This is a genomic window from Methylomonas sp. 11b, from assembly GCF_000515215.1.
Taxonomy (GTDB): Bacteria; Pseudomonadota; Gammaproteobacteria; order Methylococcales; family Methylomonadaceae; genus Methylomonas.
This window is the reverse complement of the sequence record NZ_KI911557.1, coordinates 1,575,205-1,595,799: the sequence shown is the minus strand read 5'-3', so window position 1 is coordinate 1,595,799 and position 20,595 is coordinate 1,575,205. Positions and strand designations below refer to the sequence as shown.

The following is a 20,595-nucleotide window of genomic DNA, read 5'->3' as shown; positions in this document are numbered from 1 at the left end:
GTTTTTATGTGCCGCGCTTTATTTAGTGCACGGTTTTGATTAAATCAAGCATCACCTCGACATGTGCATCGCTGTCGTTTAAACACGGAATATAACGATATGTCTCGCCGCCGGCTTCCAGAAAAATCTCCTGGTTGGCGATGGCTATTTCTTCCAGTGTTTCCAGACAGTCTACCGAGAATCCCGGACAAATCACGTCCACGTTTTTGATGCCTAGTTGCGGCAATTCCTGCAACACTTCCACGCAATAAGGTTTCAGCCATTCCGCTTTGCCGAAACGCGATTGAAATACCAATTTCCATTGTTGGTCATTCAGTCCCAATTGCTCGGCGAGCAGGCGACCGGTGGTTTGGCATTGATAGAAATAGGGGTCGCCCCATTCGGTCAGCTTAGCCGGCAAGCCGTGAAATGACAGCAACAGCAATTCAGCTTGGCCATTGGCTTGCCAATGCTGGCGCACCGATTGCGCCAAGGCTTCGATGTAACTGGGGTGTTCATGAAAATCGCTGATGAAATGCAGGCCAGGCATGTGCCGCCAACTGACAAATTCCTCGGCCACCACGTCGAAAATCGAGGCGGTGGTGGTGGAGGAATACTGCGGATACAAGGGCAGAATGACGATCTCGTGGACACCTTGTTTCTGAAAGTTTTGCAGCTTTTCCCGCAAGGCTGGTTTGCCGTAGCGCATCGCGCAATCGATGACTAGATTGGAGCCGTCTACGCCCGCAAAACCTTGCAACTTGGCGGTCAGCTTTTCGGTGAATACGATCAACGGCGAGCCTTGTTCGGTCCAGATTGATTGATAGGCATGCGCCGATTTTTTGGGGCGAAATGGCAGCACGAACAGATTCAAAATCAGCCACCATAAGGGTCTGGGCAGATTGACCACGCGTGGGTCGCCGAGAAATTCGCGCAGGAAGCGGCGCACATCGCCGGTTTTAGGGGAGGCGGGCGATCCTAGATTGACCAGTAAGACCCCAACTTTTTTCGCGCTTGTGTCGGTCATGTTTTTCAGCGGTTAATGAGGTTGAGGAATTCGGAACGGGTACTGATTTCTTCTCGAAAAATACCCAGCATCACCGAGGTAGTCATCACCGAGTTTTGTTTTTCCACGCCGCGCATCATCATGCACAAATGCTTCGCTTCGATGACCACCGCTACGCCGCGGGCGTCGATGGCTGTTTCTACCGCCTTGGCGATTTGCCGAGTCAATTGTTCCTGGATTTGCAGGCGGCGACCGTACATATCAACGATCCGTGCCAGTTTGGACAGGCCTAAGACTTTGCCTTTTGGTAGGTATCCGATGTGGCATTTGCCGATGAAAGGCAATAGATGATGCTCGCATAGCGAGTAAAGCTCGATGTCTTTTACGATCACCATATCCTCGGTGTCCGCTTGAAATATCGCGCCGTTCAGTACCTCTTCCAGGGTTTTATCGTAACCGTTATTCAGAAATTTAAAGGCTTTCGCGGCCCGTTTCGGCGTGTCCCGCAAACCTTCCCGATTCACGTCTTCGCCTATTGCCTGAATGATTTTGGAGAAATATTCTTCCATTGCCGCCCCCGAGTAAAAAAATGTCGTGAGTATACAGCATCAAACTGTAAATTCTAAGGCGTCCAAAATCACCTGACTGCCGGCTCCAAAACGAGTAGCGTTTTCGCTGAGATGGCGGCGCCAGGCCCGCGCGCCATCGACACCATGAAATAGTCCTAGCATATGCCGGCTAATGCAATGCACTCTCACGCCTTGTTGTAATTGCTGCTCTATATAAGGTAGCAGGGCTAATACCGTTTCTTGCCGCGATGGGATTGGATGCTCGTCGTTAAACAAGCGTTGGTCTACTTCCGCTAGTAAATACGGATTGTGATAAACCTCCCGGCCCAGCATTACCCCGTCAACTTGCGTCAATAGTTCCAGCGAGCTATCCAAGGATTCGATGCCGCCGTTGATAACTATATTAAGCGCCGGAAAATCTTGCTTCAATTGCAACACCACGTCATAACGCAGTGGCGGTACGTCACGATTTTGCTTGGGTGACAGGCCGGATAGCCAGGCTTTGCGGGCATGCACGATAAACGTCTGGCAACCCGCCGCCGCTACAGTATTTATAAAGTGTGTTAGTTCTGCGTAAGAATCGCGATCATCGATACCGATGCGCGATTTCACCGTTACCGGTATAGACACGGCTTGCCGCATCGCTGCCACGCATTGGGCCACCAAATCGGGTTCGGCCATCAAACAGGCGCCGAAGCGGCCATTTTGCACCCGGTCGCTAGGGCAGCCGACATTTAAATTGATCTCGTCGTAGCCATAGTCGGCGGCAATTTTTGCGCACTCTGCTAAATCCGCTGGATTGCTGCCGCCTAGTTGTAAAGCCAGCGGGTGTTCTGCTGAGCTGAACTGTAAATGCCGATCGCGGTTGCCAAATAATATGGCGCCGGTGGTGACCATTTCGCTGTACAGCAAGGCATGTCGGGATAAGGTTCGATGGAAATACCGACAATGTCGGTCAGTCCAATCCAGCATAGGCGCCACAGAAAACAAGTTAAACTGTTCATGTTGTTTTAATTGCATTTTATTTGCTTCAAATACGTTTGAATTGTTGCTAATTTTATAAATTGGTACGACTATAGTACGCCTTAACTTTTAGGCGTACCACATGGCGACGATAACCAAGCGACTCAAGAAAGACGGCACGCCGGTTTACCGGGCGGAGATCGTTATCAAAAAACGCGGCACTATTGTGCATCGAGAAAGCAAATCGTTTTTGAAAAAAAAACTGGCTGCCGACTGGGCCAAACAGCGCGAAGTCGAATTGCAGGAAAATGATGTTTACGGCCGCAAAGACCGGCTGCCGCTAGGGCAGGTGATTGAGCAGTATATTGAAGAGTTTCGGCCCACTGGCCGCAGCAAGTTAGCGGACTTAACCAAACTGATCAAGCACGACATTGCTAAGCTGGATGTGCACGACTTAAAAGCCGGCGATTTGATAAAGCATGTCAAGCAGCGCAACACGGAATGCTTGCCGCAAACTGCCGGTAATGATTTGGTATGGATAGGAACGGTACTAAAGACCATGAGCGGCGCCCATGAACTGGGCCTGGATCTATCGATATTCGACGCCGCGCGGGAAGTGTTACGAAAGGAAGGATTGATTGCTAAATCGACCCGTCGGGAAAGACGACCAACCAAGCAGGAATTGTATGCGCTATCTCGGCACTTTGCCGGATCGTGGATGCTGCATATTATGTGGTTTGCTATCTACAGCGCCCGCCGGCAAAATGAAATAACCCAATTACGTTGGGAAGACATCAACCACGACAAGCGCACGATTCTAGTTCGCGGCCTTAAAGATCCCCGCAAAAAAGATCTATCAAAATGGGCCAAACTGCCGCGCAGCGCGTACAAGATCATTATGAAGCACGGCCAGCGCAAAGGACGTATTTTCCCCTACAACAGCAAAACCATCGGCGGCTACTTTACCCGTGCCTGCCATTTGCTGGATATACAAGGCTTGCACTTCCACGATTTACGCCACGAAGCAGCCAGCCGCTTGTCAGAACAAGGTTTGTCGATTGTCGACATGCAGCAAGTCACCCTGCATAGCCAATGGTCAACCTTGCAACGGTACGTTAACCTGGAACCGGGTGATGTACAGATCTAAAGCGCGTGCCGATCAATTCATCCAGCACGATGTACCACCAGCCGGCAAATGGCCCACTTTCAACAACGTGACCCACGGGCAAGCAACTGTGCTCACTACGTTTGGACACGATAAACCGACATTTCCGCCGTAAGCAAATGGCCACTAATTCACGCATGTGCTCAATCGGCAGATTGCCCAGCACGGCTTCAACAATTGCCACGTCATCCGTGTACTTTATCTGCCCGACCAGCTGATAAGCGTCCATGTTGTCCGGACTTTTGTCGCCATCAAAACCTAAGATGGTGGAGTTTGTAATGCGCTCGACCAGCATCAGTCTTTTACCAGTAGCCCAAGCGCCCCAGACAAGCCGGAACCGATTGACATAACCACGCCTGGAACCGCGGCATTTAATGTCACCAAATAACTGATCAAAGCCACGGCCGCAAAAAGCGACATAATCGCCCCGCGAATAGTGGCCTTTTGTCGCCAGTCAATTTCAATTGGAAAGCCAAATAATTTCATATATTCCCCCTATAAAGACGCCGCCAATGTAAATAACTCCGTTAAAAATGCATCGCTCCAATTCAAGGCCAAAGCGGCTTGTTTTACTATGCTGTTATCCTTAAAAATCCAATCGCTATCTTCATACAGCACTTTAACCTGTTGCGGTTGTGTAGCAATCCAGCTTTCCAGCTGATCTAAAACACCTTTATCAGCCATTGCTAAACGCGCTTTTAAACGGGTGATTTTTGTTGCCCCACTTAATTGGGTTGGCACATGTATTGATGGCTCGTTTCCTAACGATTTCCAATCAAGATACTTTTTATAGTCGTTGTTGGAGATGTCGTTTGGAATAATAACGCCATCAGATAAGCGAACAATAAAGCCATTCGGCATAATACTAAACATACTTATATTCTCGCGCTGGCTACCCAATGAGTAGCGTAAAGTTGATCGACTGTCATGGTGTTTGAAGAACTGCCAATGCCAAATTCCTTGGTTGACGCAAAACTTAAAGCTACACCATTATCGACGGCGTTGATTGAATAATTATAATAAGAACCATGGTTGACACCATCGGCGTTATAAAAACCAAAACTAGGAACGGCGCGCATTTCTTCGGATAACTTAAAGCCTGGGAAACTGGTATAAAATGAATTGGTATTAAGCGCGATTTGCGTTAATTGCCCTGAGTAAATAGGCGTAGACTGACCGACTTTTATATCTTGAAAATACGATTTTTGCAGGTATCTTCGACACTGCTTTAATTTTTCGTCATACGGAATCCATTCAAAATCGCTTCTATTTGTACCAATTTCTAATTGTGCATTAGTTAAATATCTTGAATCATCGGCTCCAGCAATGCCGCTAACAACAAATCCAACGGCTACCATTAACTGCGTAGAATTTGCTGGGATGGAAAATTGGAAATCGTAATAATTACCCGGGTTATTATTTGTAACAGAAAAGTTTTGTGAATCTAATAAAGTCCATGTATCTGTAGGGCTTTTTTCTGTAGCTGTTGTTTGATAATAAATCTGGGCAACATTACCAGTTAATGCACTGGTGTCTGCGCCAGTACCGGCCAAAAATGAAAACGTTACCGTTTCTCCTTGAAATATGGCGCAATTAACCAACTCTAAAGGCTGATAGTTCATAAGCATGGCATTGCTATTATTTCCAGCCGTCCTGCTAATTTTCATTGCATAGTTATCAATACCCAAAGAGTAACTAACCCTAGCAATATTGCACCCTGCCACCGCGCCTACCCTAGTGCTAAACCATTGATCTAATGTATAGCCGCTAACATCAGGATATGTGTCGCCTGCATAAATGGTGTCGATTGCCATCGAACCATTTACTAAGTGGTTTTTAGTCTTTACCCCCAGTAACGCTCGGGCTTGATGTTTGTCGCTGGATACTAAAATATTCGACATAAACGCCGAAATAGCCGACTGTGTAATATCTGCCAGCTTAACCAAAGTAGCTACGCCGGAGGCATTTATACCAAACACCCATTCCGAAGGCGTCAATGAGCCAATGCCGGACAATGGCGCGCGTGCCGTGCGACTCAACAGTTCAACGATTTGTTGAACCTGCATCACTACCCTGTCCAGCGCATCACTAATCGACGTCGGATAAAAACCGCCGGCGCCGGTCAGTTGCAAATTTTGGCTATAGGCGATATCGGACGTCATCGTAATGCGATCACCGAGCGGATACGCACCAATCGTCGTAATCGTCCCGCCCGGGTTATTGTCCTGATCACTATTCAAACTGACTGTGTAGTTGGCAGCTAAGGCCAAATCGGTTTCGACATCATTGGCATCAGTGTGTACAACCAACAAATCCGCAGCCGCAAACACTTTAAAACTAAACGGAAAGACGGTTACCACTCCATCACAGTTATACGGCCCCGCTTTGCGCGGTTCATCGGCTACGGTCATAAAGTCCCCTTATTTTTTAAAGCCCAGCAGCAAGGCCGCGGTGTTATCGGTGTTGTCATCGGCCAGCGCTTCGGCGCCGGTCCAGGTTTTGTTGATTTGTGCAGAGGGTAGGCCGGTCACGTCGCCCATTACGTTGATAAAGGCCTTGCGGAAAGCGGCGTCAAAGTCGCCTTGCTGGGCTTGTACGGCCAAGTCGCCGGAATCACCCACCAGGCGCAAACCAGTCGGGCCTTCGTAATTGCGTACTTGGTCACTCAGGCCGATTGCATATTTGATAGGCTCTTTAAATTCCCGCACCAACACCAGCAAGCCAATCACCTTATCGGCCAGCTCGCCCAGCATTTCCCTCAGATGTTTTTCATAATCCACTTCGTCCCAGTCGTCGCCGTCTGGCGTTAACGCCGCGCGCAAGGCATGTTCCAGCACCACCGGCACGGTAAACAACAGCAGCATTTTGGCGGCCAGCTTGCCTTTGTCTTTTTCGGTTTGGGTTTCGACAAAGCCTAAATTCAGCAAGGTGCCCATAAAGTTGTAATACAGGGTAAACAACCGGCTCAGCGGGTTTTTGTCGTTTTCGATGGCAGATAAGTCTTTGGTTTCACCGCCGCCTTGGGCATCGATTACCGCCTGGTCCGCTAACGCGGCGGCTTTATCTTCACCGTGGTTTTCGGCCAGGGCTTTATAAAATCCACCTAACCAAGTCGGATAATCCACCAAGCCTTGGGCCCGCATAATCAACCAGAACTTAGCCGAATCAAACCCGGCCTTGGCTTCGCTTTGATACTGTATCCGGTTGCGCAACTCGGACAACTCGCGGAACCTGGTACGGCTGCGGTTGCTCATAAACACAGAACGTTCGTTCACGAACGCCATGGTTTCTTTAGGCTGCCCCATCATTTGCAACATGCCGCGCGATACCCACGGCGCACCCACCCGCACAAATGATTGCGTCACGCCGGTAAACTGCATGGCCGCCGACATCAAGTTAAACGACAGGCCCGCCGCACTGACATTCTGCCGCATCCAAGCCCCGGCCTTTTCCCAACCGCGCATGGTGGCAGTGTCGCCGCCGGCAATATCTTTTTCCCATTGCTTCAACACCCGCACGTAATCAGGCCCGTAATGGTGCCGAATCGCGCCATCGATACGCCGGGAACCAAGCACCTTATTCATATCGATCAGCCATTCATGCCAGGCCAAATCATGGATCACTTCATTTAAGCCGTTAAACACCCCATCTAGCGACAAAAGCAAAGGCCGGCCCAATACCGCATCCACCCGATTTTTGGTAAAGCTGCGACGTGTGGTAGCAGCAGAATAGGCCGCCTTAAGTTGCGCACGTGCTTCTTCAGCGTCGGCATGTTGTTCGGCGCCAATGCTGGCCCTTGGATCGTACTTAACCGGGTAATAACCGCCGGCCATCTCTATCGGCCCATCCACGGACATGGCCACAAAAGGCTTTGGCGGTATCCAGTTGGGCTCTTTGCCATACAATCGCCGCTCTTTGTCGGCAATCAATGTCCTAAACTCTTCAAACAGTTCCCACACCTTTTGCACGGTGCGCCAATCGTCGGCGGTCAAGGTCGCCACTACCGGCCTTATCTGGCTTTCCGTCCAACCCTCGCCGCCCAGCAACCGCTGCATATTGCTATCGTTGCCCATGTTTAACGCTATGGCCAGCACTTGGGTTTTGTTTAAGCTGCGATGGATAGTGGGGAAATACTTACCTTTGCCCCCTAACTTGCCGCCTTTAAACACCGGCTCCATAATGTTGCTCAGCTTTTGCGTGTACTCGGCGCGCTTGCTGGTTTCCCATTCGCCGCGCACGTTGGCCGGCCGCACAAAGTAATCCCACATCGGCCCGCCATCTTTTCCGCCATCCAACACCCTGGCAATCGCCCCGGCCCGAATGTGGCTAAAGAAAAACCCGCCCAAGCCTTCTTTAAACTTTCCAAACGCATCTTGTGCGGATCGATCACTTGCCACCCGGTCACCCGCATTTAGCATAATGCTGTCCATCACCTCTGTTTCCATTTCCATGAAATTGCGCTTCTGGCTTAACACCAACAGCTTTTTCTGCTCCCGGCCCATGTGCGCAATCTGCTTAACCGTATCGATCAACCCGCGCAGTTCTTCCACGGTCAAATCTTTGTAGGGTATGCGCTGATGCTCTCGCAATAACTCCGGCGGCACATTGGGCGTTAAGCCCTGGTTTTCCTGCTCGGCCAACCATTCAGACAAGGACAACTCGCGGCGGTTGCGCTCGGCATCGCTCAGCTTTCTAAAATCGTACCGGTCCAGAATCGCCAATATCTGATCATTGTAATCGGCCGCAATCGTCGGCAAGCCGCCGCCGTCAAACTTCTTCAAATACTTCAAGCCGCTTTCGATATCGTCGCGGGCATCGTAGGCCGCCTTGGCTGCCTGGGCGTTTAACACTTGGTTGCGCTTTTCCGCCGCTGCGGTTTCGATATCGCCCTTTTTCTCGGCTTGCAATGCTGCCTTGCTGGCCCGTGCTTCCGCGCGGTTGTACAAGCTGGGCGATAAGTCTCTCACCTTTACTCGACCGACCATATTGCCGGCCATTTCCTTCGCGGCACCGGTCACCAACTTAACGCCGCCGGTGGCTTGGGCCAGGGCATTGGCTTCCGTGGTCACGAACTTGGCGCGGGCTTCGTTGTATAAGGCCCGGTTGGCGGCTTCGTCAATCGCTTTGGGGCTGGATAGCTCGGCATGCTCTTGGATCATGCGCTGATCAGTCAATTGCTCGATCAGCTCTTTGGGTGGCGTAGCAGCGGCCAAGGCGCGCACCAATTCATCACCCGAGCTAAACCCGTGCAGCTCGGCCACAATATCCGGATGCAAACCTGTGCTGGCTGTCATCTTGCGATCTTGCAAGGCTTTCAACACATCGTCATGCATGTCATCCATCGCCGCCGTTTCAAAGTAATCCAGCCTAGCCGCCTGCAAGCCCAACAGATTAACCACTTGCGAACCGGCGGGCATATCACCCAACAAATCCCCGGCGGCAAACTGGTTACTGTATTGCGCCTGGCCGCGTGATTCTGCATCGAATTTCTGCTCAAACTCGCGGATGTCAAACTTGCCGTTGCTGTCGGCGTTTAAATAGCCTTCATCTAACAGCTTTTCCGCCATGGCTTCAATCGACAAACCGCCGGTTTTACGCACCACCGGCTTACCAAACACCGGCATCGGCGCGCGGTCCACTTGGTCCCAGTTCCAGCGCTCGACCGCTTCTTGTTTGTCCAGGCCACCCAGCTTGGCGATGGCAATAAATAACGAGTCACGCGCCGGATCGACCATATTAGGATCAGTCGCCGCTGGCTTTTTCGCGGGTAACTTGTCGTCGGCGGTTAACTTACGGGTTAAAAACTGCCAGGCTTGATATACCGGCATGGCATACACGTCCATCCGCACTTCGGCGCGCACTTGTCGCCGCAAATCCTCATGCTGTTGTTGCAAGTTTTTCAGGGTGCGATTGCGGGCATTTTGCAACCATTGCATATCGCGCACGCCCTTCAAGGCCAGCTGCTCTTTGGCGTCGTTGGTGGCGTTTTTCCAAGCGGCTTGATACTCGGCAAACTCCTGATCAGATAGGCCGCTTTTCTCGGCGGTACTAAACAGCGGCATCAAGCTGCGGCCTTGTTGGGCTAAATCGATTTGTTCATCCGTGGCCAACATCCGATCAAACACGCCGCGCACGTCATCGCTTAACTGCACATCGTCAAAGTAGTTTTTCAGGTATTGATACACCTGTTGCAGCCACGCCCGGAAGCTGGCAAACACGCGCGATAGTTCCAAGCTTGGCGCATTGCCTTCAAACAGGTATTGCTCAAAGCCTTTAGCAAACTGCTCGTGAAAGCCGCGCTTGGCTTCAAAGTCCATGTTGTACCAAGTGTCCAGGCTGTCCACACCAAACCACTGCAACAGCTTGTTGGTATCATCCAGCAGTTTGCGCTGGGTATCGGTCAAACCTACCAAGTCGTTTTCTTTAGCCAGATTCGCCGCCAGATCGAACTGCAGCTCTAAAAACAAATGGCCGGATTCGTGCAAGAAGGTGGATAAATCGGCATTGTCTAGCAGGGTGATGGTGCGGGTGTCGGGGTTGAAGGCCCCGCGCTGGGTTTGGTTTAGTTTATTGTCAATCGATTGATAGTATTGGTTTAAATCCTGATCTATACTATCTTCAGCGATGGTGGAGCGAGCTGTGTCATCTCCACTAGCAATGCCGTCAGTGTCTGTCCTCGTGGCGGCGTCGCTGCTACTCTTCTCAAATGCCGTTAACAGCCAATGCTTGGCTTGGTTATCCCACTTAAGCCTTACTCCCGCTTTATGGTCGACAGACTCTAAATTAACGCGGTTTTCACTTCTCGATACCACCTGCATGGCCGATAAAATCTCTTGTAGATTATCGACGACTTCAGGATGGTATTTGATCAGTTTTGCCAGGCCATAACCATCGCTGGCCCCGGAACCTTCCTTGCCCCACACCAAATCGATATCGCCGATTTCAGGATGATGTAAAGCACCGATAGCTTCACCGGTTTGCAAGGTTTTAAGCTGGGCGATAGCGCTGGCGGCATTGTGCTGGTGTTCGGTTAATATGGGGCCAAACGGGCCTTCGTTCGCATTGTCTTGGGTTGGCGTAGTGCTTTGGCTCAACAACCGATTCCCCGCCATCACTCGCTCAACATTCACCGGCATCCGTTCCCACAGGCTTTCAGCAGACATGCCCAGGCGCTCGGCTTGCGTGGCGTAATAACTGGCGATCAGATTGGCGTTGTGGTCGGCGACGGTTTTGGACGGAAACGCGCTGATAGCGTTCAGCTTCTCGGCCACAATATCCTTAACCGCTTGTTGCGAGTTCTGCGCGGCCAAGGCCTTGGCTTGGGAGGCTAAGCCCTGTTCCAGTGTGGTATTCAACTCGTCTTGATGATTGGCTTGGTAGGTTTTGGCTTCGGCCCGAGTAAATTCGTCGCCTTCCAGCCGCAAGTGGTCAGTCAAGCTTTGCGCGTAACTGCCGCCGGCGATTTTGCTTAAATAGTCGCTGGTGGCTATTTTGATTTCGCCATTGCTGGCCAAGGCATCGGGCAACTGCCGCGCCACATCCGGAATAGCCGCAGCCACTTGTTCCAATACGCCAGATTGCGCCAAGGTGTTGGCGTTGATGTACACGTTTTGCGCGTCACTATCGGCCAAAGCCATATCGGCTAGGTTTTTGATCAGATCCGGGGCGCGTTTTAAAACTTTGCTGGCACCGGCTAATTCGTTTAACTGATCAATAAAGCCGCCGGCTTGTTCAGCATACTGGGCTTTATTGCGTTGGCCGTTAACCAAAGCATCCGCCGCCTTAATCGTGCCGACCATGCCGCCGGTACCCACCACTGTGGCAATCAAGGTTTGAATCGCGGCATCCGGACGCTCGGCCAGGTAATCGCCAAAGCTGCGATCAGGGTTGAGCATGGACCATTCGTTTAGATCTTGCAGCGCAGTGGCCACTTGTTCCCCGGGTATCTCGGCGGCCAGCTGGGTGCCCAAGGTTTTAAACACCGAGGAACCGGCTTTTAAATCGCCAAACAATCGACCGACCGGAATCATTTCCGTGCCGTATTCCACCGCCGCATCCGCCGCCCCGTACAATGCGGACTGCTCAGGGCGCAAGCCTTTGTCGCGGGCTTTTCCGTAAGACTGCCCGCCGGTTACCCCGGCCAAAGTGTTTAACATTAAACCGGGATTATTGGTGGCAATGGCCAGCGGCGCGGTCAATAGGTTTTGCGTCAGCGATTGAATACCGGAGTACACCCCAGCTTCCACGTTTCCGCTGCTTTTTGGTGTTGAATATTCCCGCCAATCGCGTTGATTAGTACGCAGCGCTTTAATGTCGCGCGCCAAAGGCCGGCCCAGTACATCGGGCGTACCCAGAAAATCCGCAACCGGACCCGTTACGCCGGCCAAGGCATCCGCGCCACTCTCTAACAAACCGGCTGCGCCTTCGCCAAAGCCAAAGTATCCGGCTGCCGCCGATTTGCCGATGTTCTTACCGTACTTTAGCGCGGTTTCCATGGCGCCCAGGTTGTCTAGGTCGTCATACACCACCGCCGCATTGTTCGGATCTTTAAACAAACTGGCCGTGGCCGGCATTTGTTTGGCTAGGGTAGGGTAGTCGATGGCGTCCAGCTTGGCTTTGCGCTCAACCGTAGGCCTATCCAGCCGCACGGCTTCAACCGGTAAATCATAATCCTTGGCCAGCTTGCGAATAGCGGCTTCATCGTCGGGCTGTTTATCCACCGCACCCATCATCGATAGGCGTAGTTCTCCCTCGCTGTCTTGTTGCAGCTGGTCAAGGTAGGGGTTTTGTTCGGGCATTGTTTACCGTAAGGAAATAAAAAACCGATATTGGCAAAAAGTTTGTGGTGATGGGTGGCGAATAAAAGACCGGGAAGCGTGCTTAGCTTAATCGTCGTCAGCCGAATAATCGCCGGCTAAAAGTTTGTGCATAAATACCGACACCATCCAATGGATTTCAGCTTGGCTTAAATTGAGAGACGCCCGGCAATCTAGCGCTTCATGCTTGTCAAACCCTATGACGATAACGCTTTCATAATTGCCTTGCGCTTCTTGCAGCACCACATCAGGATCAATCGCGGCGTTTTTATGCTTGAATTGTAAAATTTCACTCATTTTCAAGAAGCTTCAAAAATCCTTTGTTTTAATTCATACCCCATCAGCGGCCAGATTTTGTTGATTGCATTTTGCCGCGCAATTTTGCGGCCCACTTCTGCGTCAAAGTTTTCAGGGCTAGCGCATGCGCTTTCGCCTGTAACAGTGAAACCGTTTTGCAAGACCAAGGTGCAGTACGTCAAAAGGCCTAATGAATCAAAACTCCATTTGTTCCCGTCCCGCCCCATTGCAATATCAATGTCAGTCCGAATTGCAGATAAACTCATCACACTCGCTCGCTCCTGCAATTCCCTTGCGGCTGCAAGCTCTAACGGGTCTTCATGGTCTGCAAAAAGCCACGAAAACCTAACAGCATCATGTCCTGCATCACCTGTGAAATAATGTTCCTCGCTGATATTCGCCTCGATGTCTCCAGGCGTCACGCGCGGAGCCGTCAGGCCTTTATCAACAATCATTTTTTCAATTTCACTATCACTCATGGGCTATCTTCCTCTTTATTAAAAATTCGCTATGCGTCAAATTCCGCGCCTGCATAGAATTAAACCCGCTATCACAGCGGATACCGACGCGTTCCAAAAACCATTCAATATCGTTTTCACTGGCATCCGGAAAGAACTGCAAAAACCACAGCCTATCCGCTTCGCCTTGGGTCATGCGTTACATCAAGCCCTTATTCCGGGCATACATGGTAAAAATATCCTGCTCGGTAATTTGCCGATCAGGGCGAGCTTGGCGCCAGGCGTCGATAATCGCTTTACGTTCGGCGTCCGGTACTTTCACTTCTTTTAAATCAACCAAGGCCGCCGGCTTTTCGCTGCTGAACAACAAGCCTTTCACTTTAACGCTGGTAAACAATTGAGCCGCCACCTTGCGCATTTCTTCACTATCCAGCTTTTTGCCTTTGTCCTGCTCGGCGGCTTTCACTCGGTTTTCAAACGTGCTCCAAATCTTGCCCACTTTGGCCGCGCCGTCCTTGTCGCCTTCCTTGGGTGTGGGATCAATGCCGGCCTCGACCATGAATTGATCGATGATTTGTTTGGGTGTGCGCAGTTGCGTTAAGGTGGTTTCGCTGCGGTTGCCTAGCTTTTGCTGTTCTTCGGTCAACTGCTTAAATTCAGAATCGCCCAGCTTGTCGCGGAAGGCCATCAAGTTACTGCCCATCAATAAGCGCTCGTCGGTTTTAAACCGGTAATACAAGCCCCAGTCGGTTTCGATAGGTTCGCCGGCGTTCACGCGCTTGGCAAAGTTCATCACTTTTTCAACGTCATTCACCGGCACCTGGCCGCGCACTTGCGCCGGTAAGTCTGACCACTTGCCACCGTTGGCTAATATCTGCCGCATGGCATTGCCCGTGGCTTCTTCTTCGCGCTGTTTGATGGCTTTGGTTTGCTCGTTGTAGTGCTTTTCGACCACGGCCAAGGTTTCTTTTTCCAAAGACGCGCTGCGGTTTGGGCCTAGCTTGTCCAGGGCGGCTTGTTGGGCATCTTGCAAGGTAGGGCGCTCATATTGGCCTTGGCCAGCGGCGAAGGCGTTCATGTTCTTGCTGACGTACTGTTGGGTTTCGGTAGGTAGTTGGGCCAGCCAATTGGCGCCGCCTTTCATAATGGCCGCTTGTGTGGCCGCTGGGCCGGAATTGTAAGCCGCGTAAGCCTTGGCCAAGTCGCCTTTAAAATCGGTCAGCTGCTTGCCAAAATAAGCTTTGCCTAAAGCCATGTTGTAATCGGCATCGGTTCTAAAGCGGTTTTCATCCCAAGGCACCCCGGCCAACTTGGCCGCTTCCGGACCGGTGTCGGGCATGACTTGGGCAATGCCTGTTGCGCCTTTCGGACTGGTAATAGGCGCGCCGGTTTTATCAAACTGCCGGCCGCCGGATTCCGCCCCCAATAAGATATTAAACGCCCGGTCACCGTCGCCGGTTTGCATGCGTGGATACAGTTCACCAATCACGACTTGGCCAACGTCCAAGGCGGTCCGCCGCTCTTGTTCGTCGGTGATCAGCTTGTACGCTTTCAACATGGAATTGCTGTCCATGTCTTTGCTGAAGTCGTGCAGAATGCGCGTGGCGCTGGCGTGGTCGCTTTGGGCCAAGCTGGCTTCGATAGCGGCGCTTATCGCACTGGATATTTGCCGTTTACCGTTCTCAATGCCTATCTCTTCGCTACCGTGTTCCAGGTGGCCCAAATCTTTGCTGTATTGGGCAATGCTGTCGATAGAGGTGCGCAATTGCTCAGGATCGTTGTAGTACAACGCCATATTGCGAGAGGCGCTATCAATGCCGGCTGACAGAACACCGCGCTTGTAAACACGATGCTGCTCGGCCTCATGGCCCATTAAATGCCCGCGCAATTGCAGCCCGGTACTGTCCGCATGTTCTTTAAACGCCAAGCGCTGGGTATCGTTGCCCAAGCTTTGCATCAAGGTATTGATGCGCTCCTGGCGGCTTTCCAGCACGTTATCAGTCAGCGGTTTGCTGTTCTCCTGGCTAAACACCGCCGCGCCGGTCTGGTTGCGCCAACCGTTTTCCGAAAAGGCAGAATCTTGATCAAACTGGGTTAACTGGTTTGCAGCGTCTCTAACTCGCAAGCGATTAGCATCATCGATCTCTTTAGCCATTAACGACATCGACACGCGCTGCACGTTTTGCAGGGCATTGCTCGCCGCCTCTAAGCCCATCATTTCGGTTTGATTGGTAAAGTCGGCTGCGGTAAAACTGCCTTGCTGCCTTACCCCAGGCAAACCGGCTTGTTTAGTGCCGCCAACATCGGCAACAGGTACTTTTAATGCCATAACTTACGCGGCCTTTTTTGCAGAGGCATACATCGACGCGGAACTGATCAGCGAAGACGCGCCGGCCATAGCCGCCGCTTTGCCAGGGTTGGCGTTTTTCGCTTTCCAACGCTCAAACCCGGCACTGCTTTGGTAATTGCTGCCTTGCACGTCATAACCCCAAGCCTCCCGCGCGGCATTGCTTTGGATGGTGTTGACTTCCTGCTGGCCTAAAAACTGCGTGCTGGCTAATAGATCCAGTGCCGAGCCTTGCGTCACATCCACCCCATTCGCCGCCAATGCTGCCCGCTGTCTACCTACCAGCTGCGATTGCTCACGCATGGCGTTCTGGGCATCAATCTCGCCACGTTGCAAAGCATCGCTGCGGTTCCAGGCGGCTATCTTGGCGTTATTGGCATCGACTTGGGCTTGGTAATTGGCGGCTTTCTTTTGAGCTGAGGCTTGTTCTGATGCACTATAGGCACTTAGACCGGCACCAATGGCGGCAATCGCGACGGCGGTGATAGCAAAACTCATTGAATGCCCTCAATAATCTTGTTTTGTTCAATGAAAAATCGTTCATATTCTTCATGAGAAGCGCATACCAAATCAGATTCCAGCTCTTCTATATTGGTTTTATCAGTTGCGTGAATGGTTGTAAAAACGGTATCGGCCAAAGTTACCCCCAATCTTTTATCGCCAGGCTTTGAAATAAAGGTATAAGGCGCACAAATCAGCTTCACACCGTTATCATCGGCAATCTCAATCAATCCGGCCGATATAATGCATAAATGTTCTGTTTTATGAATGTGCCCAGTTAACGCTACGCCGGCGGGTATCCGGATCTCGCGCGCATAAATACCCGGCGAAAAATGATGTACCACTTCTAATGTGACTTGCGGCAAAGTCTTCATAACATCTTCGGCGGTTTGAATAGCCTGTCGATAATCGATGCTGGTATTGGTATTTTGTTGTAAAGCGTTCATATTGCCCTATGCATCGTAAACCGCCGCAACGGATAACCCGGTACCAGCGGCGTGGTGTCGGTAAATTCAAAACCCAGCAACGCCAGCCAGCGCATGGTGTCTCGATTGCGAACATCAATTACGTTGGTCAACATCGGCCAACGGTTCAACATGATAGCCAGCCAAGGTTTGGCGTGAATCGTCAGCCGCTTGATATGTTTGCTCATGGCATCGGTACACAGCAGCCAGGGATAACCCACAGGCGACACCAGCGACATCGACGCACAACCGCACATGCACAGCATTTGCCCGTCATATTCTGCGGTTAGCTGGTAATAAGGCTCGGTGCGCTTTAATGATGCTCTTATCGCTTCTTCCGGCTCCTGGCCGTAGGTCACCAGAAGCTCGGCTTTGTCGACGTCGCGCATGTGTTCGGCCAGATAGATAATGTCAGATTCAATAGGTTGTCGAAGTATTAATCCTGGCATCCGGTATCAATCGATTTTTTCAAGCCGCAGAAAAGTCGCTTTAAAACTGCATATGCCATTTTTGGCGCCAAATAGCGCCCAACCAATATAAGGCGTCCACATCCGACCAAATACTTTTTTTGTTGCTCGCCATTGCCAAACCCCGTCCGAGCGTTGCCAAAACGATTGATTAGCTTGTTGCTGTGAATGCATCCAGACAAATAAGCTATCAACTGGCATGCCTAGTCTTTCGTGGTTAAACCGATTTCCGCCGTTTTTCCATAACCAACGCATTCGATTCCAAAAGCTATAAGGATTACTGCCCGGTTTAATATGCTTGTTACGCCAATCATCATCACCACCTAAATCATTGTCGATGGTCACTAACCAGCGCCAACCGGTTAGGGTTCGCTTATCATCAGAACTGAAAAACAAGATTGCCAACGGTGCGGCAGGGTAGCGCGCTAGAAATACGGCAAAATGCGGAATAAAATATAAAAACCAGCGTAAAAACATCATTTTTTAACTCCTACAGCAATTATATTGCCAAATATTCCGCCAAATACAGCAAAGCCGATTGATAAATAACTGCCATCTATTACCATTTTTGTTACGCTGGCTGTTACTGAGTAAAACAATAAGTCGCTGATTGCTGTAACGGTCAAAAATTTAACTCGATTATTTTTTACAACCGCGATAATTGATGATGTTCGCAAAAGCGAAGAAGCCATCTGCGCGATAAATATAAATACGTACATCATCGTTTAGCCTCATAAATCCAGCCTTTTGGTGGGGGAATAGGGTGTTTTGGGTCTTTGTGCGGGGTGATATTAATAATGTGCTGAGTAGCCGGCGGCTGATAGCATCCCGATGCAAAAAGCATGCAGGCAAGCCATAACAATCGCCACATGCTTAACCGCCCACCGCTACTTCAGCCGCGATATACAGCACTTCAATCGGCAAGGGGTCCGTTTGCCTGATCATCACTTGGCCGGTTTGATTCCAGTCACCAGCCACCACCAAATCTACCTCTCCAGAACGTAAAGCCGGCGGCGTGCCTGGTGGCTCAAACGAGCGTTGCTTAATAGGTGTCAATTTGTCTTCGCTCGGGCCCGCCCAAAACGGCCCGGAATCCAACACATTCACCCAGACTTTATTCACATTCTTAACCCGGCTTTGGCCCATCGTAGGATCCTGAAACCATGTTGGCAGGGTTTTTAAATCAGCCGTGATAGGCAAGCCCACTTGCGCTTTTGCCACGGGATGCTCTAACGCGATTTGTCCACTGCTCACAGTTTTAGGCACCATAACGGCCCCATCACCCAGGATCGAAACGGTTTTGCCCTCCAGGTGCGATAAACCGCTGATCACGGTAGCCGCCGCGCCGCTGTAAGTCAGGCCGCAATCGACAAAGAAAGCATCTGATTGGCTGGCTGGATTGCGTAAATCCAGCATTTCCACGTAGCGTTTGGTGCTGCCGTTAATCGTGCGTTTAACGACGACATACAGCACATCCGCGCCGTTTTCGGTAATCGTGCAACAGCTTTCGTACTCGCCGTCTGTTGCGTGTTGATGCCAGCCCATCACGTCCTGCTCGGGCACATACGTCATGCCCAGCAACTTACCGTTGGAACTGATACACCACAACACTTGCCACGGCGCGCGGCTATAGGCCATGTCGCGGATAGTCAGCCGATCAAACAAGTGCGTAGCCAACAAGCTTAAATCGCCGGTTTGATAGCTTTGGCTTTGCCAGTCATAAAACAGCTCTCGAATGTGCCCGCCTTGCGCACTCTCGTAAATCAAACGTGTGCCGATTACTTCCGGTTGCACGTTGGATGCGCCGTTTTGCGACTGCGCTTTAATCACCAATGTGGCGGGCGTTAACACGCCGGTATTCCCCGATGACACCCGCCATTCGTTAGCGGCGGTCAAAATCACCAAATCTTGCAGCGGCACGATATGCCGAATAATGTCTGATCGATTAGCCATCATCCGGAACCGCAATGCGTCACTGTCCTGGCTAGGGATCGTGTAATTCATGTTGTAGTCAGAACCGCTTTGCGTGGTCCAAACATTCATCGGTTCGCTATACGTGCCGCCAAATACTCGACGCTGTTCAAAATAACCCACCGCAGTCGGGTAATTGTTCGCCGAGGACAAAGGATTCTCGTTAATCGGCAAGGTGCGCGTCATGTCGGCAATGATGTTGTCGTCAACCATCGACGTGGCCGCCGTTTGCCCAATGTAACCCCATGCCCCATTCGCCGATTTGTACACGTTGTACATGGTCGCGCCACTCACGCCCACCCAGCTGATCGTGTTGTAATTGCCTTGAATGGTTAGATCGTTGGCCACGGTATTGGACACCGCAGAGCCTAAAGACTCTTCAAAACCACGACTGTTCAGCGCTGTGATTTTATAGTTGTAATCTTTATTCGTGCCAGGAGTGGCCGTGGTAGCTATCGCCGTTGCCCCGGTTGGCGCTGGGGTTTGTGAAGCAAAGGCGATAGCGGTTAGCGTCCAGTTTAAATTGCTTATCCGCTTGAGTTCCCTTGGCGCATATGTCGGGTGTGTCAGTGTGATAACGTCGCCAGACTGCGTAAACCGCACATCAAACAAATCCCCGGCGGCATACGGGTTGCTAATTTCATAAGGCGATGCGCCACTCATTAAAGTGCCGCCATTAGTATGAAAGCGAAAATACCCGGCGCCCATTTCAATGGCAAAGGCTTGCGTGGTACTAAACACAAAGGGGATCAAGCGACTCGCCGCCGCTGACGTCTTAGTCTCTCGCACAAACCGCGTGCCCGGCCGGTTCATCGCCGAACCATGCGGCAAAGGAATAAAGTTCTTACACATCGCCAATCCCGTTTGAAACTTAGCAACATCCATCCGGCCGGCCAGGCGCGGGGAAATTTCCCCACCGCTCAAGGCATTGCGCAAAACCCGTGTCGTTGCCATTTATTGTCTGGCAGCGATATGTTTAGGCGTATAACCGGACTTTTTCCGGTAATTTTGCCCATCACGCTCGATAGCCGGGCCCAGCAAAGCGCGCGATAACTCCAGAAACTTGCCAGATGCAGACGCGCCCACGTCACCCTTCAACAATGGCCCAGCCAAATGACTGGCCAGCAATGCCGAAAAATACTCAGTAAACGCCGGCGAGAAACGCGCGGGCGATACGTCAGACGAACAATAAACCAAGGTTACCGCTTCGACATTGGCGTACAGTACTTGGGTATCATCAGAGGCAATTTCAATGCTGTACTCGTCAACTTCATCAATGCCATCAGTCGTTAACTTAATCAGGCTCACATAATCGGATGGTATGCCATAACAATACTGCCACTCGTCGGCCTCATTACTGCGCGTCGGCAATAAAAACCGCCGCGTAGCAAAACGCCAATTGTGTTGGTCCAACGCGGCTAACAAAACAATGGGGTATAAACGGCTGCAATGGTTGGCCTGGACGGAGTTGTCCGGCGGATCAATGCTGGATACGGTTGCTTCGTCGCCTAAGCGGCCCAGAGCGAGATTGCAGATGTCGATTTGGGTTGTCATTGGTTTATCTTTTTAAGCTTGTACTAATCAAATCAGCC

General features: G+C 51.1%; 19 protein-coding genes. 1 reads left to right on the top strand and 18 read right to left on the bottom strand.

Features of this window, described 5'->3' with window-relative positions; genetic code table 11:
- Window positions 1-22 precede the first annotated feature (22 nt).
- From hemH to dusA, 3 genes are read right to left on the bottom strand one after another with little or no spacing between them, the layout of a single operon-like run.
- Window positions 23-1,006 carry a ferrochelatase gene (gene hemH, locus METH11B_RS0107490; protein ID WP_026601496.1) on the bottom strand — a complete coding sequence of 328 codons (984 nt, stop codon included), beginning with the start codon at window positions 1,004-1,006 and terminating at the stop codon, window positions 23-25.
- 5 nt (window positions 1,007-1,011) lie between these two features.
- On the bottom strand, window positions 1,012-1,554 hold the full coding sequence (gene folE, locus METH11B_RS0107485) for a GTP cyclohydrolase I FolE (RefSeq protein WP_026601495.1): 543 nt from the start codon (window positions 1,552-1,554) through the stop codon (window positions 1,012-1,014).
- Between the two features lie 39 nt (window positions 1,555-1,593).
- Window positions 1,594-2,574: a tRNA dihydrouridine(20/20a) synthase DusA gene (gene dusA, locus METH11B_RS0107480; protein ID WP_026601494.1), complete on the bottom strand. Its 981-nt coding sequence runs from the start codon at window positions 2,572-2,574 to the stop codon at window positions 1,594-1,596.
- Window positions 2,575-2,659: 85 nt separating this feature from the next.
- On the opposite strand from dusA, the gene METH11B_RS0107475 reads away from it, so the two are divergent.
- A complete protein-coding gene (locus METH11B_RS0107475) occupies window positions 2,660-3,664 on the top strand; it encodes a site-specific integrase (protein ID WP_026601493.1) in 1,005 nt (334 codons plus the stop codon).
- On the opposite strand, the gene METH11B_RS0107470 is transcribed toward METH11B_RS0107475, so the two are convergent.
- The 15 genes from METH11B_RS0107470 to METH11B_RS0107395 form a co-directional block, all read right to left on the bottom strand.
- Window positions 3,633-3,977 carry a hypothetical protein gene (locus METH11B_RS0107470; RefSeq protein WP_026601492.1) on the bottom strand — a complete coding sequence of 115 codons (345 nt, stop codon included), beginning with the start codon at window positions 3,975-3,977 and terminating at the stop codon, window positions 3,633-3,635. The genes METH11B_RS0107475 and METH11B_RS0107470 overlap by 32 nt on opposite strands.
- Entirely contained in the window at window positions 3,977-4,168 is a 192-nt protein-coding gene (locus METH11B_RS0107465; protein ID WP_026601491.1) for a hypothetical protein, read from the bottom strand. Before METH11B_RS0107465 ends, METH11B_RS0107470 begins: the two co-directional genes overlap by 1 nt.
- Before the next feature lie 9 nt (window positions 4,169-4,177).
- Entirely contained in the window at window positions 4,178-4,555 is a 378-nt protein-coding gene (locus METH11B_RS0107460) for a hypothetical protein (protein WP_026601490.1), read from the bottom strand.
- 2 nt (window positions 4,556-4,557) lie between these two features.
- Window positions 4,558-6,093 carry a hypothetical protein gene (locus METH11B_RS27715; RefSeq protein WP_026601489.1) on the bottom strand — a complete coding sequence of 512 codons (1,536 nt, stop codon included), beginning with the start codon at window positions 6,091-6,093 and terminating at the stop codon, window positions 4,558-4,560.
- A gap of 9 nt (window positions 6,094-6,102) precedes the next feature.
- The gene (locus METH11B_RS27710) at window positions 6,103-12,480 is read right to left on the bottom strand and encodes a hypothetical protein (RefSeq protein ID WP_026601488.1); all 6,378 of its coding nucleotides are present in this window, start codon (window positions 12,478-12,480) and stop codon (window positions 6,103-6,105) included.
- A gap of 87 nt (window positions 12,481-12,567) precedes the next feature.
- Window positions 12,568-12,795, bottom strand: a complete 228-nt coding sequence (locus METH11B_RS0107445) for a hypothetical protein (RefSeq protein ID WP_026601487.1) — start codon at window positions 12,793-12,795, stop codon at window positions 12,568-12,570.
- A 2-nt stretch (window positions 12,796-12,797) separates the two neighbouring features.
- Window positions 12,798-13,274, bottom strand: coding sequence for a Gp49 family protein (locus METH11B_RS0107440; RefSeq protein ID WP_026601486.1), 477 nt, complete (start codon window positions 13,272-13,274; stop codon window positions 12,798-12,800).
- Window positions 13,275-13,452: 178 nt separating this feature from the next.
- Window positions 13,453-15,582, bottom strand: coding sequence for a transglycosylase SLT domain-containing protein (locus METH11B_RS27705; RefSeq protein WP_026601484.1), 2,130 nt, complete (start codon window positions 15,580-15,582; stop codon window positions 13,453-13,455).
- Window positions 15,583-15,585: 3 nt separating this feature from the next.
- Entirely contained in the window at window positions 15,586-16,098 is a 513-nt protein-coding gene (locus METH11B_RS26405; RefSeq protein WP_026601483.1) for a virion core protein, T7 gp14 family, read from the bottom strand.
- Window positions 16,095-16,547 (bottom strand): hypothetical protein, encoded by a 453-nt coding sequence (locus tag METH11B_RS26400; protein ID WP_026601482.1) that lies wholly within the window; start codon window positions 16,545-16,547, stop codon window positions 16,095-16,097. Before METH11B_RS26400 ends, METH11B_RS26405 begins: the two co-directional genes overlap by 4 nt.
- Window positions 16,544-17,014 (bottom strand): hypothetical protein, encoded by a 471-nt coding sequence (locus tag METH11B_RS0107415; RefSeq protein ID WP_155931095.1) that lies wholly within the window; start codon window positions 17,012-17,014, stop codon window positions 16,544-16,546. Before METH11B_RS0107415 ends, METH11B_RS26400 begins: the two co-directional genes overlap by 4 nt.
- Window positions 17,015-17,020: 6 nt before the next feature.
- The gene (locus tag METH11B_RS0107410) at window positions 17,021-17,512 is read right to left on the bottom strand and encodes a DUF7338 family protein (protein WP_026601480.1); all 492 of its coding nucleotides are present in this window, start codon (window positions 17,510-17,512) and stop codon (window positions 17,021-17,023) included.
- Window positions 17,509-17,754, bottom strand: coding sequence for a hypothetical protein (locus tag METH11B_RS0107405; RefSeq protein ID WP_026601479.1), 246 nt, complete (start codon window positions 17,752-17,754; stop codon window positions 17,509-17,511). Before METH11B_RS0107405 ends, METH11B_RS0107410 begins: the two co-directional genes overlap by 4 nt.
- A gap of 151 nt (window positions 17,755-17,905) precedes the next feature.
- The gene (locus METH11B_RS0107400; RefSeq protein ID WP_026601478.1) at window positions 17,906-19,957 is read right to left on the bottom strand and encodes a hypothetical protein; all 2,052 of its coding nucleotides are present in this window, start codon (window positions 19,955-19,957) and stop codon (window positions 17,906-17,908) included.
- A complete protein-coding gene (locus tag METH11B_RS0107395) occupies window positions 19,958-20,557 on the bottom strand; it encodes a hypothetical protein (RefSeq protein ID WP_026601477.1) in 600 nt (199 codons plus the stop codon).
- Between the last annotated feature and the right edge of the window lie 38 nt (window positions 20,558-20,595).

Bases quoted from the DNA above. Each gene is read 5' to 3' on its own strand.
- METH11B_RS27710 (WP_026601488.1), bottom strand. From the start codon at position 12,480: ATGCCCGAACAAAACCCCTACCTTGACCAGCTGCAACAAGACAGCGAG.
- METH11B_RS0107465 (WP_026601491.1), bottom strand. From the start codon at position 4,168: ATGAAATTATTTGGCTTTCCAATTGAAATTGACTGGCGACAAAAGGCC.
- folE (WP_026601495.1), bottom strand. From the start codon at position 1,554: ATGGAAGAATATTTCTCCAAAATCATTCAGGCAATAGGCGAAGACGTG.
- METH11B_RS0107415 (WP_155931095.1), bottom strand. From the start codon at position 17,014: ATGCCAGGATTAATACTTCGACAACCTATTGAATCTGACATTATCTAT.
- METH11B_RS26400 (WP_026601482.1), bottom strand. From the start codon at position 16,547: ATGAACGCTTTACAACAAAATACCAATACCAGCATCGATTATCGACAG.
- METH11B_RS0107475 (WP_026601493.1), top strand. From the start codon at position 2,660: ATGGCGACGATAACCAAGCGACTCAAGAAAGACGGCACGCCGGTTTAC.
- hemH (WP_026601496.1), bottom strand. From the start codon at position 1,006: ATGACCGACACAAGCGCGAAAAAAGTTGGGGTCTTACTGGTCAATCTA.
- dusA (WP_026601494.1), bottom strand. From the start codon at position 2,574: ATGCAATTAAAACAACATGAACAGTTTAACTTGTTTTCTGTGGCGCCT.
- METH11B_RS0107395 (WP_026601477.1), bottom strand. From the start codon at position 20,557: ATGACAACCCAAATCGACATCTGCAATCTCGCTCTGGGCCGCTTAGGC.
- METH11B_RS0107440 (WP_026601486.1), bottom strand. From the start codon at position 13,274: ATGAGTGATAGTGAAATTGAAAAAATGATTGTTGATAAAGGCCTGACG.
- METH11B_RS0107405 (WP_026601479.1), bottom strand. From the start codon at position 17,754: ATGATGTACGTATTTATATTTATCGCGCAGATGGCTTCTTCGCTTTTG.
- METH11B_RS26405 (WP_026601483.1), bottom strand. From the start codon at position 16,098: ATGAGTTTTGCTATCACCGCCGTCGCGATTGCCGCCATTGGTGCCGGT.
- METH11B_RS27705 (WP_026601484.1), bottom strand. From the start codon at position 15,582: ATGGCATTAAAAGTACCTGTTGCCGATGTTGGCGGCACTAAACAAGCC.
- METH11B_RS0107400 (WP_026601478.1), bottom strand. From the start codon at position 19,957: ATGGCAACGACACGGGTTTTGCGCAATGCCTTGAGCGGTGGGGAAATT.
- METH11B_RS0107410 (WP_026601480.1), bottom strand. From the start codon at position 17,512: ATGATGTTTTTACGCTGGTTTTTATATTTTATTCCGCATTTTGCCGTA.
- METH11B_RS0107460 (WP_026601490.1), bottom strand. From the start codon at position 4,555: ATGTTTAGTATTATGCCGAATGGCTTTATTGTTCGCTTATCTGATGGC.
- METH11B_RS0107445 (WP_026601487.1), bottom strand. From the start codon at position 12,795: ATGAGTGAAATTTTACAATTCAAGCATAAAAACGCCGCGATTGATCCT.
- METH11B_RS0107470 (WP_026601492.1), bottom strand. From the start codon at position 3,977: ATGCTGGTCGAGCGCATTACAAACTCCACCATCTTAGGTTTTGATGGC.
- METH11B_RS27715 (WP_026601489.1), bottom strand. From the start codon at position 6,093: ATGACCGTAGCCGATGAACCGCGCAAAGCGGGGCCGTATAACTGTGAT.